Here is a 23,959-nt window from a genome sequence, read left to right as displayed (position 1 = left end):
TTAGCGCGCAGCCAGCTTGGCCAGAATCGCTTCTACCATCCGCGTTGATTGCTGTGCAGCAACGCTCAGGAACTCATCAAAACTCAGGTGTGAGGCTTTATCGGCCACATCAGAAATCGCGCGAACCACCACAAACGGTACGCCAAATTGATGGCAGACATGTGCGATCGCGGTGGCTTCCATTTCTACGGCAATAGCCTTCGGGAAGGTGGTACGAATGCGTGCTAACGGCTCTGCGCCGTTAATGAAGGCGTCGCCGCTAACAACCAAACCGCGCACGGCGTTCAGCTGCAAATCGGCAATGGTTTCCTGCGCCAGTGCGATGAGTTTTTCATCGGCAGGGAAAGCGGCAGGGCAGCCCGCCATCTGGCCGGGTTCATAGCCAAAGGCCGTCACGTCGGCATCGTGGTAGCGCACTTCATCGGAAATCACGATATCACCGACGTTCAGTGTCGGTGCCAGGCCGCCAGCGGAACCGGTATTAATCACTACGTCCGGCTTGCTATGTTCCAGTAGCAGAGTGGTACCGAGTGCGGCGGAGACTTTGCCGATACCGGATTTCAGCAGCGCGACGTCTACACCGTTGATTTGTCCGGTGTAGATTTCGCAACCCGCACGCTGGAAGGTCTGACGGTTTTCAATCCGATCGCGCAGCAGCGTTACTTCTTGTTCCATCGCGCCGATAATACCGACTTTCATAAGGTTCCCCGTAAATTCTGTTATAAATGGAAGGTGTATATCGCGGACGTTAGTCTATCATGGCTAGCGGGATGAGATGGAGTATCCATCATTGTGCTGTAGCGGGATGACAGGGAGAACTGTATGTCTGATATCGATTTCGCCAAAAAAATGAGCTTTCAGCGGCATTTCAGTCGACCTAAAACGGCTGAGAGTGAATATGCGATTGTGCGTCAGTTTGAAAGCGATCGCGGTCGTATTATTAACTCCGCTGCCATTCGCCGATTACAGCAAAAAACCCAGGTCTTTCCGCTGGAACGTAATGCTGCGGTACGTTCCCGTCTCACCCACTCAATGGAAGTTCAGCAGGTTGGCCGTTACATCGCAAAAGAGATTTTGCACCGTCTGCAAGCCGACGGCCGACTGGAGTCGCTCGGGCTAGCGGATAGACAAACGCCGTTTGAAAGCCTGGTTGAAATGGCATGTCTGATGCACGACATCGGCAATCCGCCGTTTGGCCATTTTGGCGAGTCCGCGATTAATCAATGGTTCAGAAAATTGCTGGATAGCCATTATCTGGACAGTGGATCCCCGGAACGCGTCGACGATTGTAAAGTCCCTACGCTGCGGATGCAGCAGGATGGGCTAGACGATCTGCGCGGGCAGATCCGGCAGGATCTAAGCCATTTTGAAGGCAATGCGCAGGCGATCCGGCTGGTGCATACGCTGCTGAAACTCAATCTGACCTACAGTCAAGTAGCCTGTATCCTGAAATATACCCGCCCCGCGTATTGGCACGGCGATCTTCCCGCCGATTACAACTATCTGATGAAGAAGCCGGGTTACTATCTGGCAGAAGAAGCATTTGTCTTGCGGCTGCGTGAAGAGCTGGATATGGGGGAATTTCATCGCCATCCGCTGAGCTACATTATGGAAGCGGCTGATGATGTGTCCTACTGTATCGCGGATTTAGAAGATGCCGTCGAGAAAGATATCCTCACAATAGAAGAACTGTACGATCTGTTGCGTGAAAACTGGGGCGCAGGCGCAGAGAAAGACATTTTCGCCAAAACGATTGAATATGCCTACAAAGAGCGTGAGCGTTTAAAATGGCGCAGTCACGACGACCAGTTCTTTATGAATCTCCGTGTTAACACCGTGCAGCAGATGGTGCCCCATGCCGCGAAGCGTTTTATCGATAACCTGCCAGCGATCCATGCCGGATCGTTTAATCAGGCGTTGCTTGAGGATGATAGTCCGCAGAATCGCCTGTTAGGGATCTTCAAGCATGTCGCCTTAAAGCACGTTTTCAATCACCATGAGGTTGAGCAACTGGAGCTACAGGGTGACCGTGTGATTCGCGGCCTGCTGGATATTTATAGCCCACTGCTCGAGATGCCTTACCAGGATTTCAGCCAGCTGGTCAGCGACGATACGCACAAACGTTATCCGATTGAAACGCGGCTTTATCACAAGTTATCCAGCAAGCATTGCTTGGCCTATCGTGAAGCGGTCACTGAGTTGGACGGCGTCGCTGAACCCGAGCGCATCATCCGTGAATATTATTATCGGGCACGTCTGATTCAGGATTACATCAGCGGTATGACGGATTTGTACGCCTACGACGAGTACCGCAAACTGATGGCGGCGGATTAGCCATGAACAGGCTGCAACGGAAATCGCGAGTTTTGTAAAGCCGTTCAATATTTCCTTACGCTTCACGCTCTTCCCCTCGGGAACATTGTTGGTTCATATTTATCTCATACAGCACGACCACTGAGTGTACCCGGTGTCGGGTACACGGGCCGTAAGACTCGCGTGTTGATTACTATGAGACATACTCCTATGAAAAGAAAATCACTGGTTCTGAGTGCGCTGGCGTTAAGTCTGGCGATGGCTATGGGTTCCACCACAGCGAATGCGGCGGAGTCAGCCGCGTCTGCTGCGTCATCGGGTCAATTACCCAGCCTGGCCCCTATGCTGGAAAATGTGATGCCTTCTGTCGTAAGCATCTACGTTGAAGGGCATACCACCAATTCAGGTAAAGAAAGCAATGCGGGCAAAGACGGTATTCCGCCGCAGCTTCAGCCGTTTTTTGGTGAGAACTCACCGTTCTGCCAAGAGGGATCGCCTTTCCAGTCGTCTCCGATGTGTCAGGGAGAAGGTGATGATGACAACGGTCAACCACAACCCAAACAGGAAAACTTCCAGGCTTTGGGCGCGGGCGTCGTGATTAATGCCGAAAAAGGCTACGTGGTGACCAATAGTCACGTGGTGGATAACGCCGATAAGATTCAGATTCGACTCAGTGATGGCCGTAAGTATGACGGCAAAGTGTTAGGCAAAGATCCACGTTCAGATATCGCGCTGGTGCAGTTGAAAGACTTTAAAAATCTGACGGCCATTAAGGTCGCGGATTCGGACCAACTGCGGGTCGGTGATTACACCGTAGCAATTGGTAACCCGTATGGTCTGGGAGAAACTGCGACATCGGGCATTGTGTCTGCGCTGGGACGTAGCGGCTTGAATATTGAAAACTACGAGAACTTTATTCAGACCGATGCGGCGATCAACCGGGGTAATTCTGGTGGCGCACTGGTGAACCTGAATGGGGAGTTGATTGGGCTGAATACCGCGATTCTTGCGCCAGACGGCGGCAATATCGGGATTGGTTTCGCTATCCCCAGCAATATGGTGAAAAGCGTCGTTGCACAGATTGTCGAATTTGGTGAAGTGAAGCGCGGTGAACTGGGCATTACCGGTACTGAGCTGAATTCCGAACTGGCGCAAGCGATGAAGGTTGATGCACAGCGCGGCGCGTTTGTGAGTCAGGTGCGACCAAAATCGGCGGCAGATGCAGCGGGCATAAAGGCGGGCGATGTGATCGTCACGCTGAATGGAAAAGCGGTTAGCAGTTTCTCCGCGCTGCGTGCACAGGTTGGTTCGCTGCCAGTGGGCAGCAAAGTCGCGCTGGGGCTGCTGCGTGATGGCAAACCGCTGACGGTTGATGTGACGCTGCAACAGAGCAATCAGGCTCAGGTGGCTTCCGGTAATCTCTACTCCGGCATTGAAGGTGCTGAACTGAGCAATACTCAGTTGGACGATAAAAAAGGCGTCAAAGTGGATAACGTTAAACCCGGCTCCGCGGCGGCTAAAGTAGGGCTGAAGAAGGACGACATTATTCTTGGCGTTAACCAACAGGCGGTACAGAATATTGGCGAACTGCGTAAAATTTTGGACAGCAAACCGGCGGTATTAGCGTTTAACGTTCGCCGTGGTGACAGCACGATTTATCTGCTGGCGCAGTAATCGAACTGTTCAATGTGTAAGTGAATAATTACCTTTAAGACAATATGTTACGTTGATTGTCTGGCCGGGCGCTCAGGTGCCCGGCTATTTCTCGTTTCTCCATAAAAGCGCTTTTGTGAGTTCTTCCACAGATTTAACCTAATTCCCCTTTCTTTGTTAATTTGCACAATGTGTGGCGCACCGTGTGGCGGTATGCTGGTGCAATTGTCAATGTTCCTCTCAGAGGTAAAAATGGCGTCGTATCATCTCAATGCCAAGATGGCACAGGATATTGTCGCGCGAACTATGCAGATCATTGATAGCAATATCAACGTGATGGATGCTCGCGGTAAGATTATCGGCAGTGGCGATCAGGAACGATTGGGGGAACTGCACGAAGGGGCGCTGCTGGCACTCTCTCAGGGGCGTGTTGTCGATATTGATGACGCCGTGGCGCGCCATCTGCACGGCGTGCGTCCGGGCATCAATTTACCCCTGCGCATTGACGGTGAAATCGTCGGCGTTATCGGTCTGACGGGGAACCCTAGCCAACTGCGGCAATACGGCGAGCTTGTCTGTATGACAGCGGAAATGATGCTGGAGCAGGCAAGGCTGCTGCATATGCTGGCACAGGATAGCCGTCTGCGCGAAGAGCTGGTGTTGAACCTGATCCGTACCGACGATCTGTCTCCCGCTCTGATGGAGTGGGCGCAGCGCCTAGGTATCGATATGAATAAACCCCGCGTCGCAGCGGTGATCGAAGTGGACAGCGGGCAGCTTGGCGTAGACTCGGCAATGGCTGAACTACAGCAGTTGCAAACCCTGCTGACCACGCCAGAGCGAGACAACCTGATCGCGATTGTCTCGCTGACGGAAATGGTGGTATTAAAACCGGCGCTGAATAACCACGGGCGTTGGGATGCGGAAGAACATCGTCGACGCGTGGATACGCTGATGTCGCGGATGGCGGAAAGCAGTCGGCTGCGGGTGCGGCTGGCGCTGGGGAATTATTTTGCTGGCCCCGGCAGCATAGCTCGCTCTTACCGCACGGCGCGCACGACGATGAGCGTAGGCAAGCAGCGTATGCCCGCCCAGCGTTGTTATTACTATCAGGATCTGATGCTGCCCGTGCTGTTGGATAGCCTGCGTGGCGGTTGGCAGGCAAACGAACTGGTACGTCCGCTTTCGAAGCTCAAGGCAATGGACGGCAATGGCCTGCTGCGCCGGACGTTAGGTGCGTGGTTCCGTAATAACGTTCAACCCGGTGCGACGGCGAAAGCGCTGTTTATTCACCGTAATACATTGGAGTATCGCCTTAATCGTATCTCTGAATTGACGGGATTAGATTTGGGGAATTTCGATGACCGCCTGCTGCTGTATGTCGCCTTGCAACTGGATGAAGAAGAGTAGGGCAGAAGAGAAACGGCTTTACGTCCACCTTTAGGTCATCTGAATCTCTACCGTGTCCCCCTGATGCCACTCGGTATCAGGGCTATCCATTTCGGTCTTCAGTCGTAACAAAATTGCTTAGACTGAAAACTATGACATAACCATTAACAATATAACGCGATAGCATAAATTATCGCGAAACAATATTTTTGCCCCTTCCCTATATCCACTATTGTCACTCCCATGTTGTCAGCCTGACATACCCGTCATACTTCAAGCTGCATGTGCGTTGGTAATACTCGGCTCATATCTGAGCCTCGCCCTGAAGGGTCGCCGCAAGCGGCGTTCAAATCGGCTAGCCGATTTGTCCTCGCTTACCCCAGTCACTTACTGATGTAAGCTCCTGGGGATTCGCTGTGTCGCCGCCTTCTTGCAGCTCGAATTATTTAGGGTATCGCCGTATAAAAGGCGTCAGTCGGCCACATTCATCTAAATACTTTCAAGCATTAAGGTTAGGGAGTGATAAGAATGTCAATACGTCGTCTGGGGTTATCTGTTGCTACGGCAGCGCTGTTATTTTCTGGTGTGGCCTCGGCGGCTACCGAATTATTAAACGTGTCTTACGATCCGACGCGTGAACTGTATCAGCAATACAATGCCGCGTTTATTAAGCATTGGAAAGCGACCACGGGTGAAGATATCACCATCAAAAACTCGCACGGTGGTTCTGGAAAACAAGCGCGTTCAGTTATTGACGGCTTGCAGGCCGACGTGGTGACGCTGGCGCTGGCCGGTGACATTGATGCATTAAACCTGAACCAACCGCTGATCGATCCTAAGTGGCAGGCGCGTTTGCCTGACAACAGCACTCCTTACACTTCCACCATCGTTTTTCTGGTACGCAAAGGTAATCCGAAGCAAATCAAAGACTGGAACGATCTGGTGAAACCGGGTGTTGAAGTGATTACGCCAAACCCGAAAACTTCTGGCGGCGCACGTTGGAACTTCCTGGCTGCATGGGCCTATGCCAAAGCGCTACCGGGCGGCAATGAAGAAACCGCACTGAAATTTGTCACCGAACTGTATCGCCATGCTCCAGTACTGGATACCGGTGCGCGTGGCGCGACCATCAGCTTTGTACAACGCCAGTTGGGCGATGTGCTGCTGGCATGGGAAAACGAAGCCTACCTGTCTCTAAAAGAGCAGGGCGGCGATCAACTTGAAATCGTCACGCCGTCTCTGTCAATTCTGGCTGAACCGCCGGTAGCGGTTGTCGACAAAGTGGTTGAGCGTAAAGGAACACAGAAACAAGCAGAGGCTTATCTGCAATATCTCTACAGCGATGAAGCACAACGCATTATCGGTAAAAACTTCTACCGCCCACGTAACGCCAAAATTGCTGAAGAGTTTAAAGATCAGTTTGCACCGGTGAACCTGGTGACGATCGATAAGGATTTCGGTGGCTGGACCGCGGCACAAGACAAATTCTTTAACGATGGCGGCGTGTTCGACAAAATCTTTAAAGAGATCAATAAGTAATTTTGTAACGTCTGACGGATTAAGGCCGCTATTAACCGTAGCGGCTTTTTCAGGTTAAAAAGGCAGACCACTGCCGCCTGAAATGTTCTGTCAGGTAGTGCGTGTCGGCAAGCAGTTGTTGGCTGGATAGTGAGTATGAAAATTAAAGGCACGGTATGTCACAGCGTTCTTCCTCAGTGATCCCCGGTTTCGGGCTAACGTTAGGGTTTAGCCTGAGCTATTTAGGATTAATTGTTCTTATTCCGTTGGCAGCGATGTTTTTGTATGCCAGCCAACTAACCTTCGGTCAATTTTGGGATCTCATCACCAGCCGTCAGGTGTTGTTTTCTCTGCGGCTTTCGTTTGGTACGGCGCTGGCTGCGGCTTTTATTAACGGTATTCTCGGGACGCTGTTGGCGTGGGTACTCGTTCGTTATACTTTCCCCGGCCGTAAAGTGATCGATGCCATGATCGACATGCCCTTCGCGCTGCCAACCGCCGTGGCGGGGATTGCTCTAACGGCGTTGTATGCGCCGAATGGTTTGATTGGTTCGCTGTTTCCTTTCAAAATTGCCTACACCAGCATTGGTATCACGCTGGCGCTGATCTTCGTTACGTTGCCTTTCGTGGTAAGAACGCTGCAACCAGTGTTGGCCGATATTCCCAAAGAAGTGGAAGAGGCCGCAGCCTGCCTTGGCGCCCGCCCGCTTCAGGTTTTCCGTCATGTGTTAGTTCCTGCGCTGTTACCCGCATGGCTGACTGGCTTTGCTCTGGCTTTTGCTCGCGGCGTAGGGGAATACGGTTCTGTGGTGTTTATCGCGGGGAATATTCCCTTTAAAACTGAAATCCTGCCGCTGCTGATTGTCTCTAAGCTCGATCAGTATGATTACAAGGGAGCAACCGGGATCGGCGTGTTCATGCTGCTGGTTTCTTTCATTATGCTGCTGCTGATTAACGTGTTGCAGCGCCGCATTCAACCGAAACTGTAAGGGCTGGTCGTCATGGAACAGGTTATTTCCGCTCAGGACAGCGCGGCTAAAAGAAAGAAACAGCCCGCAGCCTATTACATTCTGGTGTCACTGGCGTGGGTCGTCTTTTTTCTGATTCTGGTGCTGCCGCTGATGATGGTAGTGACTCAGGGGTTGGATAAAGGCATTGGTGCATTTTGGGACGCGATTAGCGAACCGGATGCGATCTCTGCGCTTAAGCTGACGTTACTCGCGACTGTTATCTCCGTGCCGTTAAACGTGGTGTTCGGGCTAGCGACGGCGTGGTGTGTGACGAAATTCGAATTTCGTGGCAAGAGCTTTCTGCTGGCGCTGATCGATTTGCCCTTTTCCGTATCACCCGTTGTTGCGGGGCTGGTGTATGTGCTGCTGTTTGGGGCGCAAAGCAAGATCTATCCCTTCCTGCTCGAACACGATCTGCAAATTGTTTATGCCGTGCCTGGCATCGTACTGGCGACGATTTTCGTCACATTGCCTTATGTTGCCCGTGAGCTGATTCCGCTGATGGAAGAACAGGGTTCGCAGGAAGAAGAAGCGGCGCGACTGCTGGGGGCGAATGGCTGGCAAATGTTCTGGCACATTACGCTGCCGAATGTGAAATGGGCGCTGATTTACGGTGTGGTGCTGTGTACCGCACGTGCGATGGGGGAATTTGGCGCGGTTTCCGTCATTTCCGGTCATATTCGCGGCCTGACTAACACGCTGCCGCTGCATATCGAAATTCTTTATAACGAGTACAACATCGTTGCTGCCTTCAGCGTGGCGATTCTGCTGCTGATGATGTCGCTGGTGGTGCTGCTACTGCGTCAGTGGAGTGAAAGTCGATTGACGAAGCAAATACAGAAACAACAGGAGTTGGCCAAAAATGAGCATTGAGATTCGCAATATTAATAAACAATTTGGCCAGTTTCGGGCGCTGAACGAGATTAATTTGTCGATCCACAGCGGCGAGCTGGTGGCGCTGCTGGGGCCATCAGGCTGTGGTAAGACGACGTTGCTGCGTATTATCGCCGGGCTGGAGCAGCCGGATAGCGGCAGTATCATCTTTCACGGTCAGGATGTGTCCGTCCACGATGTACGTAAACGCAACGTCGGGTTTGTCTTCCAGCACTATGCGCTGTTCCGCCACATGACGGTGTTCGATAACGTCGCGTTTGGGCTGCGAATGAAGCCGAAGAATATCCGCCCGTCGAAGAGTGACATCGAAAAGAAAGTGCATGAATTGCTGAATCTGGTGCAGTTGGACTGGCTGGGAGACCGCTATCCTGAACAGCTTTCCGGCGGCCAGCGTCAGCGTATTGCGCTGGCACGTGCGTTGATCGTTGAACCGAGCATTCTGCTGTTGGATGAACCTTTTGGTGCACTGGATGCCAAGGTGCGTAAAGAGCTGCGTCGCTGGCTATCTCAGTTGCATGAAGATATCGATCTGACATCGGTATTTGTAACACACGATCAGGAAGAGGCGATGGAAGTGGCCGACCGCATCGTGCTGATGAACAAAGGCGTGATTGAGCAAATCGGTACGCCAGCAGAGGTATATAACCATCCGGCCAGCGAATTTGTTTACCATTTCCTTGGCGACAGTAACCGTCTGAAAGTGGCGCAAACGGAAGAAACTATTCTGTTCCGCCCACATGAAGTGTCGTTGTCTGTTCAAGCTCAGGATGGCTATCAGGCGGTGACGGTTCGCGATATTCGCCCGTTAGGAGCCTTGACGCGTCTGTCGTTGAAGTTGGGTGAGCAGTCGGAGTTAATTGAAGCTGAAGTCGCAAAAGACGATGTGAGCCTGGAAGGGTTGCAGAAAGGTGACGTTATTCAGTTCAAGCCCAAGCGCTATAATCACGACTGGGAAATCTGATCGGCAGGCCGACGATAGCAATAAAAAAACCCGCGAAATTCGCGGGTTTTTTGCGTTTACGGTTAATCCTTTCGGTTGAAAGAATTAACGATAAGCGGGGTTAGAGGCTACAGAGTAACGACCGCTGCCAACCAGCATGATGATAATGCCCGCGAAGAAATAGAGTGCTTCCAGTTCCAGTGCCCACGCGCCGACGTTGGTCAAGGTGAAGAATTTACCAGTACCCACCATCAGCGTAGCGACAACCAGTGTCACCGCGGCAATCAGGCCAGAAATACGAGTAAATACGCCCAGAATAATCAGAATCGGCGCAACGACTTCACCCACATAAACGCCATAAGCGATAAAACCTGGCAGGCCTGCGCCTTGCAGCATCTGTACGATCCAGCCTACGCCGTGCTCAACTTTTGCTACGCCGTGAAACAGCAACAGAATACCCACGGTTAAACGCAGTAAAAGTTTACCTGCATCGGGATGATCGGTTAAACGCGTGAACCACTGATTCAACTGAGAAATCATACTAGACAACCTCATGAGTAAGCGAAAAGTGCTATTGGATATAAGGCGGCAGTGTCGTCGATTTAGCGCCTGAATAGAAAACAAATAAATTTGATATTTTCTGTCAAAAAATTAGGTGAAGCGTGTCAACGCGGATAAGCATAGCACTGCAATTGTGGCGGTCTAATGATGGATGAGAATAACGCAATAACAATATGTTATGAAAAGCGTCTACAACCTGACCGACTGAAGGTCAGGGAATAGCTTGTAGGGAATATTTTAAGAGGGAACGCGGTTTGGGGCTTATCATGGATGCGGTAGGCCCCTTCATAACCGGTTTATGCTTCGCCAAGCAGTGCTTTTTTAGCGGCGTTAAGAAAGTCGTCCGATAAGGGATCACCAGCTGTTGCACGGGCTAACGTTAGTGCGCCGGACAGCAGTGCGAATTGCGCCAGAGCATGCAGCCTGCGCTGTTCTTTATCTTCTATCGTGGAGATGGACTCCAGCCTGCCCAGCATAGCTCTGACGCCGCTGAGATAAACCTCACGTACCGGTTTGTCTTCACTTTCTCTGGCGATGTCGCTGGCTAACGCGGTGATCGCACAGCCATCCTTAGCGCCGTCACGGTGGTCAGGGGAAAGATAGTGTTCCACCATCGTTCGTAGATCATGTTGATCGGCGTGTTGGCTTATTTCCTTCCAGCGAGAACCGGAATCTTCAAACGCTTTACGGCTGGCGATTGCGGCGAGTTCATCTTTAGAAGCAAAATGGCCATAAAAGCCACCGTGGGTTAATCCAGCCGCGGCCATCAAATCGTTCACGCTGACGCCGTTCAGGCCTCGTTCACGAAAGAGCTGTGAAGACACCTGGATGATTTCCTCTCGGTTACGCTCCATCTGCTGTTTTGATACACGGGCCATTTTGTTCTCCTTCCTCTGTCAGGCATCATCTTAAAGTATGAAAAAACCAGACTCAATAGATGATGCCTTTCATCAATAGTCAGATCAGGCTCGTGGTGGCCACGGCGTAACGATATTAGTGCTGTCGCCTCCTTGAGCACGGGGCAACGTTCCCGCGATCTGATCGTGCGGTGTTCCCAACGAAATAGCACTAACTTCATCTAGTCGCGCGACCTGATCTTCACTTAGCGTCACATCTAATGCGAGTAGCGTATCATCCAGCTGTGCCAGCGTGCGAGAACCCAGAATGGGGATCAGGCTGGTGCTGGAGCGTGCGGATTTATGCCGTAACCAGGCGATGGCAACCTGTATTGGCATGACGTTCACGTCGTTTGCAACGCGAAATACTTCATCCAGCAAGGCCGTATCTTGCTCGGTGTGCACTAATCTTCCGCCAAAACCGATCAGACGGCCTTCTTTGCTTTGACGGTATTTTCCTGTCAGCAAGCCGCCGCCCAGCGGAGACCAAAGCGTGGCCGCCAGACCCATTGCTTCTGCCATCGGCAGCAGTTCTCGCTCTGCTGTGCGTTGTACCAGACTGTACTCCACCTGAATACCGGCAATTCGCGACCAGCCGCGCAGTTCCGCGATGGTGTCCGCTCGGGCAATGCGCCAGGCTGGGAAATTAGAGAAGCCAGCGTACTGGATTTTCCCTGCTCGAATGAGATCGTCGAAAGCACGAACAATTTCTTCAAGCGGAGTTAATTGGTCATCAAAGTGCGCCCACAGCACATCGATACGATCGGTTTTCAGTCGCTTAAGGCTGTTTTCTACCGATGAGATCATATTCTTACGGCTATTGCCGGTTCGTGAAATTCCGGCATCCGGCATGGCGCTTAAGGTGTATTTCGTCGCTACGACAAAATGATCGCGGTCTGCGGCAATAAATTCTCCGACCATCTGTTCAGATTGACCGAATTGGTAAGCATCTGCTGTATCGATGAAGTTGCCGCCAGCATTGGCATAACGATCAAATACCTGTTTAGCCTGTTCTTTTTCAGAACCATATCCCCACCCGGTGCCAAAATTTCCTGTTCCGAGAGCCAGCTCCGAGACACGTAATCCCGTATTCCGTCCAAACGTCGTGTATTTCATACTGTTCACCTTACATTTAAATGTTGATTGACATTTATTATATATGTCATGCATCATCTATAAGTGCAAGCAGGGTGGCATTATCTTTACGAGAGGCGATGCTAACAGAGGTTGCTTAACTGCATGAATTGCGTTTTTAATCAATGTTCAACGCCGCTATGGCGTTAAACCTTAAAAGGAAATATCCATGTCTGACGATATTCTGTTTAGTCCCTTCACGGTGAAAGGGTTAACCCTTCCCAATCGCATCGTTATGGCACCCATGACGCGGAGTATGGCGGAAGAGGGGCGAATGCGGAATATTACCGACGCCGCGCTGAGGGGGGCGTAGGACTGATTCTAACGGAGGGAACCGTTGTCGATCGCCCTGCTTCGCGTAACATGCCAGGGATTCCATTTTTCCATGGTGAAGCGGCGCTGGCGGGCTGGGATACGGTGGCTAAAGCGGTTCATGCTGCAGGGGGGCGTATCGGCCCACAAATTTGGCACACGGGATCAACGCACGGTCGCGGCTGGGAACTTGATGCCCCTGTTGAGAGCCCTTCTGGGCTGGTTGGTCCGGGTGAGCCTCGTGGTGTGGTGATGACAGAAGAAGATATCGCCGATACCGTGGCGGCTTTCGCCCGTGCGGCAGCCGATGCCAAACGTCTGGGGTTTGACACGCTGGAGCTGCATGGTGCACATGGCTACCTGATCGATCAATTCTTCTGGCCGGGTACGAATAAGCGTACAGATATCTTCGGTGGAGCCACGATCCGTGAGCGTTCCCACTTTGCTGCAGAGATTATCCGTGCGGTCCGCGCCGCTGTTGGTGAGGATTTCCCGCTGATCTTACGCGTGAGTCAGTGGAAGCAGCAGGATTACAGCGCACGGCTTGCCACCTCACCACAAGAGATGACGGACTGGCTGGCACCGCTGGTTGAGGCGGGTGTGGATGTTCTCCACTGCTCTCAGCGTCGTTTTTGGGAGCCGGAGTTCCCTGAGATTGACGGGGCTGAAGGGCTGAACTTCGCCGGTTGGGCGAAGAAGTTGACAGGCGCGGCGACAATCAGCGTTGGCTCGGTAGGGTTAAGCTCAGATTTCTTTGCTGCGTTTGGTGGTGAAGGTTCTGGTACGGCGGCGCTGGACAATCTGTATGCACGAATGGAGCGGGAAGAGTTTGATTTGATCGCGGTCGGCCGGGTACTGCATCTCTGATGCGCAATGGGTGCAAAAAGTGCGTTCTGGACAGACTGATAAATTACGCGGTTTTGATGCAGCGGATTTAGCCGTACTGGCATGACGTTTAGGTGCCATGGTGAATTAAGACTGTGGCAGCCTGACAATCTATTTTTCTGCCGATATCGGATGGTTCCATGTCGGCTTTATTTTCTCATTATATATGTCAATCATCATTTAATTGTTGAGGTTTAACAGATAAGGGGCTTTTTATGGCGTTAGATAAAGTTGTTGCGCTGGTTACTGGCGCTTCATCGGGGATTGGGGAAGCTGTCGCGGAGCAACTGGCATTAGCGGGCTATACCGTATACGGAACCAGCAGGCGAGGTGCATCGTTAGGGAATCAGCGGTTTGAAATGCTGCCGTTGGATGTGACTAGCGATAAGTCAGTTAAAGAGGCGGTGAGTGAACTAATCAGGCGGGAAGGGCGCATCGATCTGTTGGTGAACAACGCGGGCTTTGGGCTGAGCCCAGCAGGTGCGGAAGAAAGCTCGCTTGAACAGGCTCAGGCAATCTTTGACACCAATTTTTGGGGAGTTGTTCGGATGATTCAGGCTGTCGTGCCTCACATGCGTCAGCAGAGGGCTGGTCGTATCATCAATATCGGTTCTATTCTGGGCGTTGTGCCGATGCCTTACACGGCACTTTATGTCGCCAGCAAGCATGCAGTAGAAGGCTATTCAGAATCACTGGATCATGAGTTACGCACTCGTGGTATCCGGATTTCTGTTGTTGAACCTGCATATACGAAGACGCAGTTTGAAGCGAACAATGTGCAGCCGGATGCAATGCTGGATGAATATGCGTTTGTACGGCGCGAATTAGACAAAGTGTTGAAGCAGGCGATGGAAAATGCGGATGACCCAATTGTCGTAGCCAAGGTTGTGCTGAAAGCGGCCCAAGCGAAACACCCGAAAATTCGCTACACGGCTGGTACGGCGGCGGCTCGTCTGACGTTATTGCGTCGATTTGCGCCGAGTATGTTGGATTCTGGTATCCGAAAAAATCTTCAGCTCGACGTAGTAAATGACAGATAGCAAAAAGGCGCCTTTAGGGCGCCTTTTTACATTGGTGGGTCGTGCAGGATTCGAACCTGCGACCAATTGATTAAAAGTCAACTGCTCTACCGACTGAGCTAACGACCCGCAGAAGTGGTGGGTGATGACGGGATCGAACCGCCGACCCCCTCCTTGTAAGGGAGGTGCTCTCCCAGCTGAGCTAATCACCCACTTCTGTACTACGTTTACTTCTATACTTACTTCAACTTCTAATAAGAAGACCAGCTGGTAGAGATTGGTGGGTGATGACGGGATCGAACCGCCGACCCCCTCCTTGTAAGGGAGGTGCTCTCCCAGCTGAGCTAATCACCCAATCTCAAATCTTCTTACTCTACACAGCGAGAAACTCTTACTTAAATCAGTAAAGAGTGGTGGGTGATGACGGGATCGAACCGCCGACCCCCTCCTTGTAAGGGAGGTGCTCTCCCAGCTGAGCTAATCACCCCCGCTGTGTGGAGTCGCATTATAGGGATCCTTGAATATGAGTCAACGCTTTTTAAAACTAAAATGATTGTTCGTTGCAAAATTAGGCAAGGCGTCGTATTTATCGCCGTTAGCGCCGTATCCTTGTGCAATTCAGTCAGCTATCTTGCTCCTTCAACCACAATAAAAGCGCGTGCGGCATGTTACGGCGTTGAGGAATCGAAGCAGAGTGATAGAATGTTGCCCACTTTTGTTCTCTGAGCTTATGTCGGTCTATGCCGACAGCCGTTGCGTAATAAGGCTGTAATCCCAAATGAAAATCAAAACCCGTTTCGCCCCTAGCCCTACTGGCTATCTTCACGTTGGCGGCGCTCGTACCGCACTGTACTCTTGGCTGTTTGCCCGTCATCAGGACGGCGAGTTTGTGCTGCGTATTGAAGATACCGATCTGGAGCGTTCAACTCAGGACGCGATTGATGCCATTATGGATGGTATGAACTGGCTGAGCCTGAACTGGGATGAAGGCCCGTACTACCAGACTAAACGTTTTGACCGTTACAACGCCGTTATTGACCAGATGCTGGAAAACGGTACGGCATATAAATGCTACTGTTCGAAAGAGCGTCTGGAAGCGCTGCGTGAGCAGCAGATGGAAAATGGTGATAAGCCACGTTATGACGGCTGCTGCCGTGGTTCTCACGCGCATCATGCTGATAATGAACCGCACGTTGTCCGTTTCCTTAACCCACAAGAAGGCTCAGTCATCTTTAATGACCGCATTCGTGGGCCGATCGAATTCAGCAATCAGGAACTCGACGATCTGATTATCCGCCGAACTGACGGTTCACCGACCTACAACTTCTGTGTCGTTATCGATGACTGGGATATGGAAATTACGCACGTTATTCGTGGTGAAGACCATATCAACAACACGCCGCGTCAGATCAACATCCTGAAAGCGCTGGGCGCACCAGTACCTGAGTATGCGCACGTGTCGATGATTCTGGGTGACGATGGTAAGAAATTATCCAAACGTCACGGCGCTGTCGGTGTGATGCAATACCGCGATGATGGCTATCTGCCAGAAGCACTGCTGAACTATCTGGTGCGTTTAGGTTGGTCATCAGGCGATCAGGAAATCTTCTCTATTGATGAGATGAAGTCTCTGTTCTCATTGGATGCCGTCAACAAATCGGCGAGCGCCTTTAATACAGAGAAGCTGCAGTGGCTGAACCATCACTATATTAACCATCTGCCTGCTGAATACGTTGCGACGCATTTGTCATGGCATATTGAGCAAGCTGGAATTGATACTCGCACCGGCCCGCAGTTGAGCGAACTGGTCGGCTTGTTGGGTGAACGTTGTAAGACGTTGAAAGAAATCGCGGACTCTTGCCGTTATTTCTATGAAGATTTTGCTGAGTTTGATGCCGATGCCGCGAAGAAACATCTGCGTCCGGTTGCGCGTCAGCCGCTTGAGCTGGTACGTGAAAAACTGGCAGCGATTACTAGCTGGACGGCAGAGAACATCCACCACGCCATTCAGGGGACGGCGGACGAGTTGGGTCAGGGCATGGGTAAAGTCGGTATGCCGTTGCGCGTTTCGGTAACAGGCGCAGGTCAGTCTCCGGGTGTTGATGTTACCGTGCACGCGGTTGGTCAACAGCGTTCGCTGGCGCGTATTGATAAAGCGTTGGCGTTCATTGCCGAGCGTGAAACCCAGCAGTAATCACTATCATGTGAATGTATACAAAACGAACCCCGGCCAAAATGCCGGGGTTTTTTATTATAGGGTATGAGGGTTATTGACCGGCTATAGCGACCGCTTTACCAATAGCATCGGGAATCACGTCACCATGTCCCTTTCCAGGGAAAAGAATAAAGTCGGCTTTTGTACCTTGCTCATTGAGCTGTGTGGCCAGCGTTTTTGCTCTTTCAACCATTTTTCTCTGGCTGAGCCGTTCTGTCCGTTTTTCATCAACGGGTTGACCCGCCCGCGTTTTGACAGGTTCATCTTCATTTGCCCCTGCTGTGACGGTAATTGACAGCGGCGGTGTAGCAAGCAGCGGCGTTCTTGTTGGAACCACAACGCCATTGCCCCACCAAATAGACGGACTTGCAGCAACATAGCGCTGGAAAGATTCGGTGTGGTTAAAAAGCGTATAGAGCGTAAACAGACCACCGAAAGAGTGTCCAGCAAGTGTTTGTTTTTGTTTATTAACGGCATAATTTTTTTCAACCCAGGGTTTTACGGTGGATTGCAGGAACTGATAAAACGCCTCGGCTTCACCGCCTGTGGCAAAATCTGGATCGGTGAGTGTGGTTGGTGGCGTGTAGTCTCGCGTTCTGGCGGGAACATCGTAAGGCTTATCGATCGGATAACCGATAGCGACAATCAGCGGTGCTGCGCCATTCTTCGCGTTGTAGCTGTTTATGGCTACAGGAAACTGAGCATTGCCATCCAGCATGTACAGCACCGGATAGCCGCCTTCTGGTGCGGGTTGGCGGGGAAGCGCGATGAAAAGCCGATAGGAATGTTGTGCACCGCTTTGCATCTCAACGTGCCTGATCTCAAATTGAGCTTTTGCTTGTTCGGTAATATGAGGAATGGTTGGCTCAGCCCGAACGGGCAGCATGCAAGATGTAGATATCATCAGAGAAAATACAATCATAGGAAAATAGCGCATGTGCTGGGTGCTTAATAGAAGACAAAAGCGTAACGTAGAACGATGATAATAAATCGCGTTATCGTTGGCAGCTTTTTATTGTGTTTATGATGAGATGACACTGAAATTGCCGCCTGTTTTTTCTTACCTTTGGCGTCTTTTTCAGCGGTTGATCGGATAACCGGATTTAGCCGTTGACACTGCTAATTGGGTTTCATATTATGCGACGCGTTCGCACAGTACTTGCCTTTACGGTAATGCTGTAAGATACGGGGCTATAGCTCAGCTGGGAGAGCGCTTGCATGGCATGCAAGAGGTCAGCGGTTCGATCCCGCTTAGCTCCACCAAACACTCCCTCTGTTTGGTTAGTTATCACGAACATTCCACTCGTTGTGGGGCTATAGCTCAGCTGGGAGAGCGCTTGCATGGCATGCAAGAGGTCAGCGGTTCGATCCCGCTTAGCTCCACCAAATCATCGCGTTACTTCCTATTTATCTCTTTTTTCTCGATTTATCCGTATTCAATCAGCGTTTTTCATTTGCTTAATACACGTGTAAGTAGCTTCTTGTTAACGATTCTTTTATAAGCAGTTCTTTGTAAAGGATAGTCGGCTGCTCCCATTCTTTGAAAGCAACCAAACCGCTACCGCTTAGACCTCTTCCGGAAGCCTTGGCGTCCAATCTATTGGCGATAATCCTTGCTGTTCCAGAAGCTGATTGGCTTGCGAAAAATGCTTACAGCCCAGAAATCCACGGTGTGCAGACAGTGGGGATGGGTGCGGTGATTTCAGAATATGGTGACGCTGTTGGTCAATGATATTGCCTTTTTTCTGTGCATGCGAACCCCACAAGAGAAAAATCAAGCCTTCCCGCTGTTCATTTAATGCAGCAATGACGCGGTCAGTAAAGGTTTCCCAGCCCAGATTGGCATGTGAGTGCGCTTGCCCAGCTTCAACTGTTAATACCGTGTTTAGCAGTAAAACGCCTTGCTCCGCCCAGCTTTGCAGAAAACCGTGTCGTGGAATTTCAAATCCAGGGATGTCGTTCGCCAGTTCTTTATAAATATTACCCAAAGAAGGCGGAGCGGGGACGCCCGGACGTACAGAAAATGACAGTCCGTGAGCTTGATTTGGGCCGTGATAAGGATCTTGCCCCAAAATGACGACTTTGACCTGATGCAGTTCGGTAAAGCGGAACGCGTTAAAAACATCCTTCTGCGGGGGATAAATCGTCTTACCAGCAGCCCGTTCTTTCCCTATGAATTCAAGGGTATTGATGAAGTAAGGCTGCTGCTTTTCTTGTGCCAGCACGTCATGCCAGGTGAGAGAGGTCGCCATCATGCACTCTTTTTTACAGGTTAAATGGTGTTGTAGGTAGCTTACCGATCTATCGTGCCGAGGTAAAACCGTAACCGCAATTGTCGGGATGAAAGGGACTTTTCTTGAAAAAAAATTGAAAATTTATAAAAATATTTGCAATTCGATGTGTTGGTAAAATTGATATAAAACAATATATTGCTTGCGTGCCACTAAGTTGGTGGGTTTTAAAATTGATTTAAGTCAAAGATATCTGGTTATCAGGCTGGTATATAAGAGAGCAGAGAAACATAGTTTTATACGATCGTTATGAAATCTGGCAGTTTTTTGCCTATAGCGATTTTTACTAAGCTAGTTTTTAACGATGTCGGTTTTTAACTAAGACAATAACACGCCGTTTTACGGAGGCAATTATGGTTACTGGTATTCAAATCACCAAGGCTAACGACAGCGCTCTGATCAATTCCTTCTGGTTGCTGGATGAAGAAAAATCACAGGCGCGTTGCGTATGTGCTAAATCTGGTTATAGCGAAGATCAAATCGTTCCGGTGAGCGATCTGGGTCAGATCGAGTATCGTGAAATCCCGCTGGAAATCAAACCTGAAGTGCGTGTGGAAGGTGGTCAACACCTGAACGTAAACGTTCTGCGCCGTGAGACGCTGGAAGATGCCGTTAAGCATCCGGAAAACTATCCTCAGTTGACCATCCGCGTATCTGGCTATGCTGTTCGTTTCAACTCACTGACGCCGGAACAGCAGCGCGACGTTATCGCTCGTACTTTTACCGCAAGCCTGTAAGTTGTTACTTAAGCTTTAACAGAAAGGGAGCCGAAGCTCCCTTTTTTACATCTATATAAAACATCGACTGTTTTATTCAGCAGACGGTTCGTCAGTTTTCTTTGTTGGTTGACGACGCTTACCAACATTTTTACTGTCGCGATCGCGAACCTTCACTTTAACTTTTTCTTTTTCCTTCTCTTTTTTCTCTTTCCGCTTGGCGAGCACTTTTTTCGACGGTTTGCCCGTCGTTTTGGCGCTTGGCGCTTTGGTCTCTGGGCGAAGTTCCTCAATGACGCGCGCTTTTAGCGGCTCATTCAGGTAGCGGCTGATTTTTCCCAGCAGCAGGTGATCGTGCGCTTCAACGAAAGAGATGGCACAGCCTTTGCGACCCGCACGGCCGGTGCGGCCGATACGGTGAAGGTAAGTATCTGCTGTACGCGGCAAGTCGAAGTTAAATACGTGGCTGACATCGTCAATATCGATGCCGCGCGCTGCGATATCTGTTGCCACCAGTACGTTAACCCGACCATCGCTCATGCGTTTGATCGCCTCGTTGCGCTTGGCCTGCACCATTTCGCCTTCGAGATAGCATGAGTTAATGCCCGCTTCATGCAGCCAGGATACGAGCTCATGCACCCGCTCACGCTTGCGTACAAAGATGATAGAACGCGTAACATCTGGCTGTTTTAACTGATGGCAGAGCAGGGTCGTTTTGTGTTTGAGATCGTCGGCACGGTAATACCATTGCAGAATTTTTTTACGTTCCCGACGCGATGGATCGGACTCGATTTCAACCGGTTCGTTGAGCAGACGCTCGGCGAAATCCTTGATCGCATCCCCTTCCAGCGTCGCAGAAAACAGCAGCGTTTGCTTACGCCAGCGGGTTTCTCCGGCGATGTGTTCAATATCTTGGGCAAAGCCCATATCCAGCATTCTGTCCGCTTCGTCCAGAATCAGCGTTTCTACCGCGCGGCAATCGAAGTTTTCTTCTTTGATGTATTGCATCAGACGGCCAGTCGTCGCGACGACGACATCCTGATTTTCACTGAACACTTCTGCATGGTTCATATACGCCACGCCGCCAGTGATAGTGGCGATATCCAGATGCGTATGTGCCGCGAATGCTCGCGCCTGATCGGCAACCTGCATAGCGAGTTCACGGGTTGGCGTGAGGATCAGAATACGAGGTGGACCTGATTTTTTACGAGGGAAATCGATAAGATGCTGCAAAACCGGCAGCAGATAGGCGGCGGTTTTACCTGTTCCTGTTGGCGCGGAGCCCAGTACGTCACGGCCTTCCATCGCCGGAGGGATTGCCTCGGCTTGAATCGCAGTCGGACGTTCATAACCCATATCACGCAGGGCGTCTAACAGGCTTTCATCAAGATCGAGCTCGGAAAAATTGGTTACAGTCATGGTCTACCTCTATTTGGGGCGCCGATTATAGACGGATTGGCCGGTTTCTTCACCTGTTTAAGCAGATATCGGCACTTTTCCTGCATTGATGTTTCGCCTATGCTACTGCGGTTTGCGTTTGGAATCTTATTTTCATGAGTCATCAGGCTGATAATAAACTGACATTGCGTCGGGATGGATTTACCTTCAAGCAATTCTTTGTGGCGCACGATCGCTGTGCAATGAAGGTTGGAACCGATGGTATTTTGCTAGGAGCCTGGGTGCCGGTGTCCTCAGCTACGCGGATTCTGGATATCGGCAGTGGTTCTGGCCTCCTCGCGTTGATGCTGGCACAACGTTCCGAGCCACATATTCGGATTGATGCGGTCGAGCTGGATAGTGCCACCAGTCAGCAGGCGAGAGAAAACGTTGCCGCCTCTCCATGGGCGGAAAGAATAACGGTTTATGCTGAGGATATCGTGCGTTTCGCCGCGACGCGATCCGCTGACTATTCGTTGATTATAAGTAATCCACCTTATTTCTCGCCGGGAATCGCATGTGGTTCAGCCCAGCGTGAACAGGCGCGCTACACCACTTTGTTAACCCATGACGTGCTGCTGCGCTGTGCTCATCAACTACTGATGCCCGAAGGGCTTTTTTGCGTGGTGCTGCCTGTTCAGGTTGCGGAGCACTTTATTCCGCTGGCTCAGCAACATCAGTGGCACGTTCAGCACCAGCTTTGCATATCTGAACAGGAAGAAAGGCCGGCGCATCGCGTTTTACTGGCGCTGTCTCGTCAGGAAAGTGAGTGTGTGAATTCCTCGTTGGCAATCCGTGATGCAGAAAGACGTTATTCGACGGATTTCCAGCAACTCACAAAAGATTTTTATCTTTTCATGTAGGTGGCAGACGCCTTGTAGCCGCGTCTGCCTTTTCTGAACTATGATTTTTGTTAACTACGATTTTTATGCATTATGGCACCAGAATCGTTGGTGTCGGTGCCTCGAACTTTTCTGGATAGTCCAGCGTATAATGCAGCCCGCGGCTTTCTTTCCTTTCCAACGCACAGCGAACGATGAGTTCGGCTACCTGCACCAGATTACGTAGCTCCAGCAAATTATTGGAAATACGGAAGTGAGAGTAGTACTCATTGATCTCCTGCTGAAGCAGATGGATACGACGTTGTGCCCGCTCCAATCGCTTGGTGGTCCGCACGATCCCAACGTAATCCCACATAAACAGACGCAGCTCATGCCAGTTATGCTGGATCACCACCTGTTCGTCGGAGTTGTCTACCTGACTTTCATCCCAATCCGGCAATTTTTTCACCGCTTTGATTTGCGGTAAGCGCTGCAAAATATCCTCAGCGGCTGACCAGCCATAAACCAGACATTCCAGCAGTGAATTAGATGCCATGCGGTTTGCGCCGTGTAATCCGGTATAGCTGACTTCGCCAATCGCATACAGGCCGTCAAGATCGGTACGCCCATGTTGGTCGACCATCACGCCACCGCAGGTATAGTGCGCTGCTGGTACGATCGGTATCGCTTCTCGTGTCAGATCAATGCCAAGAGACTGTAATTTTTCATCGATGGTGGGGAAGTGCTGTTTGATGAACGCTTCGGGTTTGTGGCTGATGTCTAGGTACATGCAGTCTGCACCAAGCCGTTTCATCTCATGGTCAATCGCTCGGGCGACTACATCACGCGGAGCCAACTCGCCCCTTGCATCGAAATCGGGCATAAAGCGGGAGCCGTCGGGGCGCTTGAGGTATGCGCCTTCACCGCGTAACGCTTCCGTTAGCAGGAAATTTCGCGCCTGCGGATGGAACAGGCAGGTCGGGTGAAATTGATTGAATTCCAGATTTGCTACGCGACAACCCGCACGCCACGCCATAGCGATACCGTCGCCGGAGGAAATATCAGGATTCGTGGTGTATTGATAAACTTTGGATGCGCCACCGGTCGCTAAAACTACCGTTTTCGCCCGGCAGGATTCTACGCGTTCCCGTTCACGGTTCCATATATAAGCACCAATAATGCGGCGTGTGCCAGGCAAGCCGAGCTTATTGGAGGTAATTAAATCTACAGCATTACAGCGTTCCATAATCCGAATATTCGGATGGGATAACGCTTTCTGCACCAGCGTATTTTCCACTTCTTTTCCGGTTGCATCCGCTGCGTGCAGAATCCGACGGTGACTATGCCCACCTTCGCGCGTGAGATGATAGCGCTCTTCACCGCTGGTGCTAGTTTCGGTATCGAATAGCACGCCTTGTTCGATCAGCCATTGCACGCAGTGTTTGGCATTACTGGCGATGAATTCAACGGCTTCCCGTTCACACAGGCCATCGCCAGCGATCAGAGTATCTTCGATATGAGAATCAATCGTGTCGGTTTCATCGAAAACGGCTGCGATTCCACCTTGAGCATAAAACGTCGCGCCTTCGTTGAGTGGGCCTTTGCTTAGTACCGTCACGTTGGCCTGTGAAGCCAGACGCAGCGCCAGTGAAAGCCCGGCAGCACCGCTGCCAATGATTAAAACATCACAGACGTGTTCAGTGGTCGTTTGCATGGTCGTGTCGTGGATACGAAAAGAAGAGGAATTCCGATGGTAGCACCCAACGGTTGATTGCAGTATGGGTTTTTAGCCCCTTACACTATAAAGAATAAGCGAGTGGTGGAGCATGGTGAATCGTGCGAATACCTTGGATTTATCGTATCATCTCGCAAGAGCGTAGAAGCCTCAGATGAAGACAATTTTTTGCTGAAGACAATGTGTAATGAAGAGAATGCGTCATGATACGCATCGCAAA

19 protein-coding genes, 6 tRNA genes and 1 pseudogene are annotated in these 23,959 nt (G+C 50.9%); 14 read left to right on the top strand and 12 right to left on the bottom strand.

All coding sequences use genetic code 11. The annotated features are described in order from the left end of the window. The gene (gene mtnN / locus A0G03_RS18130) at nt 1-699 is read right to left on the bottom strand and encodes a 5'-methylthioadenosine/S-adenosylhomocysteine nucleosidase (protein WP_048261598.1); all 699 of its coding nucleotides are present in this window, start codon (nt 697-699) and stop codon (nt 1-3) included. Nucleotides 700-822: 123 nt separating this feature from the next. Between mtnN and dgt the strand changes: the two genes are divergently transcribed. From dgt to A0G03_RS18090, 7 genes are all read left to right on the top strand, one after another. Continuing rightward, on the top strand, nt 823-2,334 hold the full coding sequence (dgt, locus tag A0G03_RS18125) for a dGTPase (protein WP_048261597.1): 1,512 nt from the start codon (nt 823-825) through the stop codon (nt 2,332-2,334). Nucleotides 2,335-2,523: 189 nt separating this feature from the next. Then, complete coding sequence (gene degP / locus A0G03_RS18120; RefSeq protein WP_048261595.1) at nt 2,524-3,987, top strand: serine endoprotease DegP; 1,464 nt, start codon at nt 2,524-2,526, stop codon at nt 3,985-3,987. A gap of 231 nt (nt 3,988-4,218) precedes the next feature. Further along, nucleotides 4,219-5,376 (top strand): CdaR family transcriptional regulator, encoded by a 1,158-nt coding sequence (locus tag A0G03_RS18115; RefSeq protein ID WP_048261593.1) that lies wholly within the window; start codon nt 4,219-4,221, stop codon nt 5,374-5,376. A gap of 513 nt (nt 5,377-5,889) precedes the next feature. Beyond that, the gene (locus A0G03_RS18105) at nt 5,890-6,894 is read left to right on the top strand and encodes a sulfate ABC transporter substrate-binding protein (protein ID WP_397241439.1); all 1,005 of its coding nucleotides are present in this window, start codon (nt 5,890-5,892) and stop codon (nt 6,892-6,894) included. 155 nt (nt 6,895-7,049) lie between these two features. Then, nucleotides 7,050-7,862, top strand: coding sequence for a sulfate ABC transporter permease subunit CysT (gene cysT / locus A0G03_RS18100; protein WP_048261588.1), 813 nt, complete (start codon nt 7,050-7,052; stop codon nt 7,860-7,862). 12 nt (nt 7,863-7,874) lie between these two features. Continuing rightward, complete coding sequence (gene cysW, locus A0G03_RS18095) at nt 7,875-8,756, top strand: sulfate ABC transporter permease subunit CysW (protein WP_048261586.1); 882 nt, start codon at nt 7,875-7,877, stop codon at nt 8,754-8,756. Beyond that, nucleotides 8,746-9,738, top strand: coding sequence for a sulfate/molybdate ABC transporter ATP-binding protein (locus A0G03_RS18090; protein ID WP_011094813.1), 993 nt, complete (start codon nt 8,746-8,748; stop codon nt 9,736-9,738). Before cysW ends, A0G03_RS18090 begins: the two co-directional genes overlap by 11 nt. 84 nt (nt 9,739-9,822) lie before the next feature. Here the strand turns inward: A0G03_RS18090 and A0G03_RS18085 are convergent, their stop codons facing one another. The 3 genes from A0G03_RS18085 to A0G03_RS18075 form a co-directional block, all read right to left on the bottom strand. Next, nucleotides 9,823-10,257 (bottom strand): DoxX family protein, encoded by a 435-nt coding sequence (locus tag A0G03_RS18085; RefSeq protein WP_048261583.1) that lies wholly within the window; start codon nt 10,255-10,257, stop codon nt 9,823-9,825. Nucleotides 10,258-10,574: 317 nt separating this feature from the next. Further along, nucleotides 10,575-11,156, bottom strand: a complete 582-nt coding sequence (locus A0G03_RS18080) for a TetR/AcrR family transcriptional regulator (protein ID WP_048261581.1) — start codon at nt 11,154-11,156, stop codon at nt 10,575-10,577. 84 nt (nt 11,157-11,240) lie between these two features. Then, nucleotides 11,241-12,290 carry an aldo/keto reductase gene (locus A0G03_RS18075; protein WP_048261579.1) on the bottom strand — a complete coding sequence of 350 codons (1,050 nt, stop codon included), beginning with the start codon at nt 12,288-12,290 and terminating at the stop codon, nt 11,241-11,243. A 187-nt stretch (nt 12,291-12,477) separates the two neighbouring features. Between A0G03_RS18075 and A0G03_RS18070 the strand changes: the two are divergent. Next, a pseudogene (locus A0G03_RS18070) lies at nt 12,478-13,572 on the top strand (NADH:flavin oxidoreductase). 148 nt (nt 13,573-13,720) lie between these two features. Beyond that, on the top strand, nt 13,721-14,545 hold the full coding sequence (locus A0G03_RS18065; protein ID WP_048261577.1) for an oxidoreductase: 825 nt from the start codon (nt 13,721-13,723) through the stop codon (nt 14,543-14,545). Nucleotides 14,546-14,577: 32 nt separating this feature from the next. Here A0G03_RS18065 and A0G03_RS18060 read toward each other — a convergent pair. The 4 genes from A0G03_RS18060 to A0G03_RS18045 form a co-directional block, all read right to left on the bottom strand. Next, nucleotides 14,578-14,653 (bottom strand) — tRNA-Lys (locus tag A0G03_RS18060). 7 nt (nt 14,654-14,660) lie between these two features. Continuing rightward, nucleotides 14,661-14,736 (bottom strand) — tRNA-Val (locus A0G03_RS18055). 66 nt (nt 14,737-14,802) lie between these two features. Next, nucleotides 14,803-14,878: transfer RNA gene (locus A0G03_RS18050), tRNA-Val, on the bottom strand. Nucleotides 14,879-14,935: 57 nt separating this feature from the next. Beyond that, a tRNA-Val gene (locus A0G03_RS18045) sits at nt 14,936-15,011 on the bottom strand. A 291-nt stretch (nt 15,012-15,302) separates the two neighbouring features. On the opposite strand from A0G03_RS18045, the gene gltX reads away from it, so the two are divergent. Next, nucleotides 15,303-16,718: a glutamate--tRNA ligase gene (gene gltX, locus A0G03_RS18040; protein WP_048261575.1), complete on the top strand. Its 1,416-nt coding sequence runs from the start codon at nt 15,303-15,305 to the stop codon at nt 16,716-16,718. 73 nt (nt 16,719-16,791) lie between these two features. Here gltX and A0G03_RS18035 read toward each other — a convergent pair whose 3' ends face one another. Further along, entirely contained in the window at nt 16,792-17,661 is an 870-nt protein-coding gene (locus tag A0G03_RS18035) for an alpha/beta hydrolase (protein ID WP_241771510.1), read from the bottom strand. A gap of 265 nt (nt 17,662-17,926) precedes the next feature. On the opposite strand from A0G03_RS18035, the gene A0G03_RS18030 reads away from it, so the two are divergent. Further along, nucleotides 17,927-18,002 (top strand) — tRNA-Ala (locus tag A0G03_RS18030). Nucleotides 18,003-18,049: 47 nt separating this feature from the next. Next, nucleotides 18,050-18,125 (top strand) — tRNA-Ala (locus A0G03_RS18025). Between the two features lie 179 nt (nt 18,126-18,304). Here the strand turns inward: A0G03_RS18025 and ung are convergent. Next, nucleotides 18,305-18,991, bottom strand: a complete 687-nt coding sequence (gene ung / locus A0G03_RS18020) for a uracil-DNA glycosylase (RefSeq protein WP_048261571.1) — start codon at nt 18,989-18,991, stop codon at nt 18,305-18,307. Nucleotides 18,992-19,383: 392 nt separating this feature from the next. Here ung and grcA point away from each other — a divergent pair, with 392 nt between their 5' ends. Next, entirely contained in the window at nt 19,384-19,767 is a 384-nt protein-coding gene (gene grcA / locus A0G03_RS18015; protein ID WP_005973551.1) for an autonomous glycyl radical cofactor GrcA, read from the top strand. 72 nt (nt 19,768-19,839) lie between these two features. Here the strand turns inward: grcA and srmB are convergent, their stop codons facing one another. Continuing rightward, on the bottom strand, nt 19,840-21,165 hold the full coding sequence (srmB, locus tag A0G03_RS18010; RefSeq protein ID WP_048261569.1) for an ATP-dependent RNA helicase SrmB: 1,326 nt from the start codon (nt 21,163-21,165) through the stop codon (nt 19,840-19,842). 134 nt (nt 21,166-21,299) lie between these two features. Here srmB and trmN point away from each other — a divergent pair, with 134 nt between their 5' ends. Then, nucleotides 21,300-22,046, top strand: a complete 747-nt coding sequence (gene trmN / locus A0G03_RS18005) for a tRNA(1)(Val) (adenine(37)-N(6))-methyltransferase TrmN (RefSeq protein WP_048261567.1) — start codon at nt 21,300-21,302, stop codon at nt 22,044-22,046. 70 nt (nt 22,047-22,116) lie between these two features. On the opposite strand, the gene nadB is transcribed toward trmN, so the two are convergent. Beyond that, a complete protein-coding gene (gene nadB / locus A0G03_RS18000) occupies nt 22,117-23,718 on the bottom strand; it encodes an L-aspartate oxidase (protein WP_048261566.1) in 1,602 nt (533 codons plus the stop codon). Between the last annotated feature and the right edge of the window lie 241 nt (nt 23,719-23,959).

Origin of the sequence: Pectobacterium peruviense, assembly GCF_002847345.1 — a bacterium.
In the GTDB taxonomy this organism is placed as follows: Bacteria; Pseudomonadota; Gammaproteobacteria; order Enterobacterales; family Enterobacteriaceae; genus Pectobacterium; species Pectobacterium peruviense.
Note: the sequence above shows the minus strand (reverse complement) of the source record. Positions and strands in the feature narration are given on the sequence as shown.

Coding starts and splice junctions, on each gene's coding strand:
- mtnN (WP_048261598.1), bottom strand. CDS start 699: ATGAAAGTCGGTATTATCGGCGCGATGGAACAAGAAGTAACGCTGCTG.
- A0G03_RS18115 (WP_048261593.1), top strand. CDS start 4,219: ATGGCGTCGTATCATCTCAATGCCAAGATGGCACAGGATATTGTCGCG.
- trmN (WP_048261567.1), top strand. CDS start 21,300: ATGAGTCATCAGGCTGATAATAAACTGACATTGCGTCGGGATGGATTT.
- cysT (WP_048261588.1), top strand. CDS start 7,050: ATGTCACAGCGTTCTTCCTCAGTGATCCCCGGTTTCGGGCTAACGTTA.
- dgt (WP_048261597.1), top strand. CDS start 823: ATGTCTGATATCGATTTCGCCAAAAAAATGAGCTTTCAGCGGCATTTC.
- A0G03_RS18080 (WP_048261581.1), bottom strand. CDS start 11,156: ATGGCCCGTGTATCAAAACAGCAGATGGAGCGTAACCGAGAGGAAATC.
- degP (WP_048261595.1), top strand. CDS start 2,524: ATGAAAAGAAAATCACTGGTTCTGAGTGCGCTGGCGTTAAGTCTGGCG.
- A0G03_RS18085 (WP_048261583.1), bottom strand. CDS start 10,257: ATGATTTCTCAGTTGAATCAGTGGTTCACGCGTTTAACCGATCATCCC.
- A0G03_RS18065 (WP_048261577.1), top strand. CDS start 13,721: ATGGCGTTAGATAAAGTTGTTGCGCTGGTTACTGGCGCTTCATCGGGG.
- A0G03_RS18075 (WP_048261579.1), bottom strand. CDS start 12,290: ATGAAATACACGACGTTTGGACGGAATACGGGATTACGTGTCTCGGAG.
- grcA (WP_005973551.1), top strand. CDS start 19,384: ATGGTTACTGGTATTCAAATCACCAAGGCTAACGACAGCGCTCTGATC.
- cysW (WP_048261586.1), top strand. CDS start 7,875: ATGGAACAGGTTATTTCCGCTCAGGACAGCGCGGCTAAAAGAAAGAAA.
- ung (WP_048261571.1), bottom strand. CDS start 18,991: ATGGCGACCTCTCTCACCTGGCATGACGTGCTGGCACAAGAAAAGCAG.
- A0G03_RS18035 (WP_241771510.1), bottom strand. CDS start 17,661: ATGATTGTATTTTCTCTGATGATATCTACATCTTGCATGCTGCCCGTT.
- srmB (WP_048261569.1), bottom strand. CDS start 21,165: ATGACTGTAACCAATTTTTCCGAGCTCGATCTTGATGAAAGCCTGTTA.
- A0G03_RS18090 (WP_011094813.1), top strand. CDS start 8,746: ATGAGCATTGAGATTCGCAATATTAATAAACAATTTGGCCAGTTTCGG.
- nadB (WP_048261566.1), bottom strand. CDS start 23,718: ATGCAAACGACCACTGAACACGTCTGTGATGTTTTAATCATTGGCAGC.
- gltX (WP_048261575.1), top strand. CDS start 15,303: ATGAAAATCAAAACCCGTTTCGCCCCTAGCCCTACTGGCTATCTTCAC.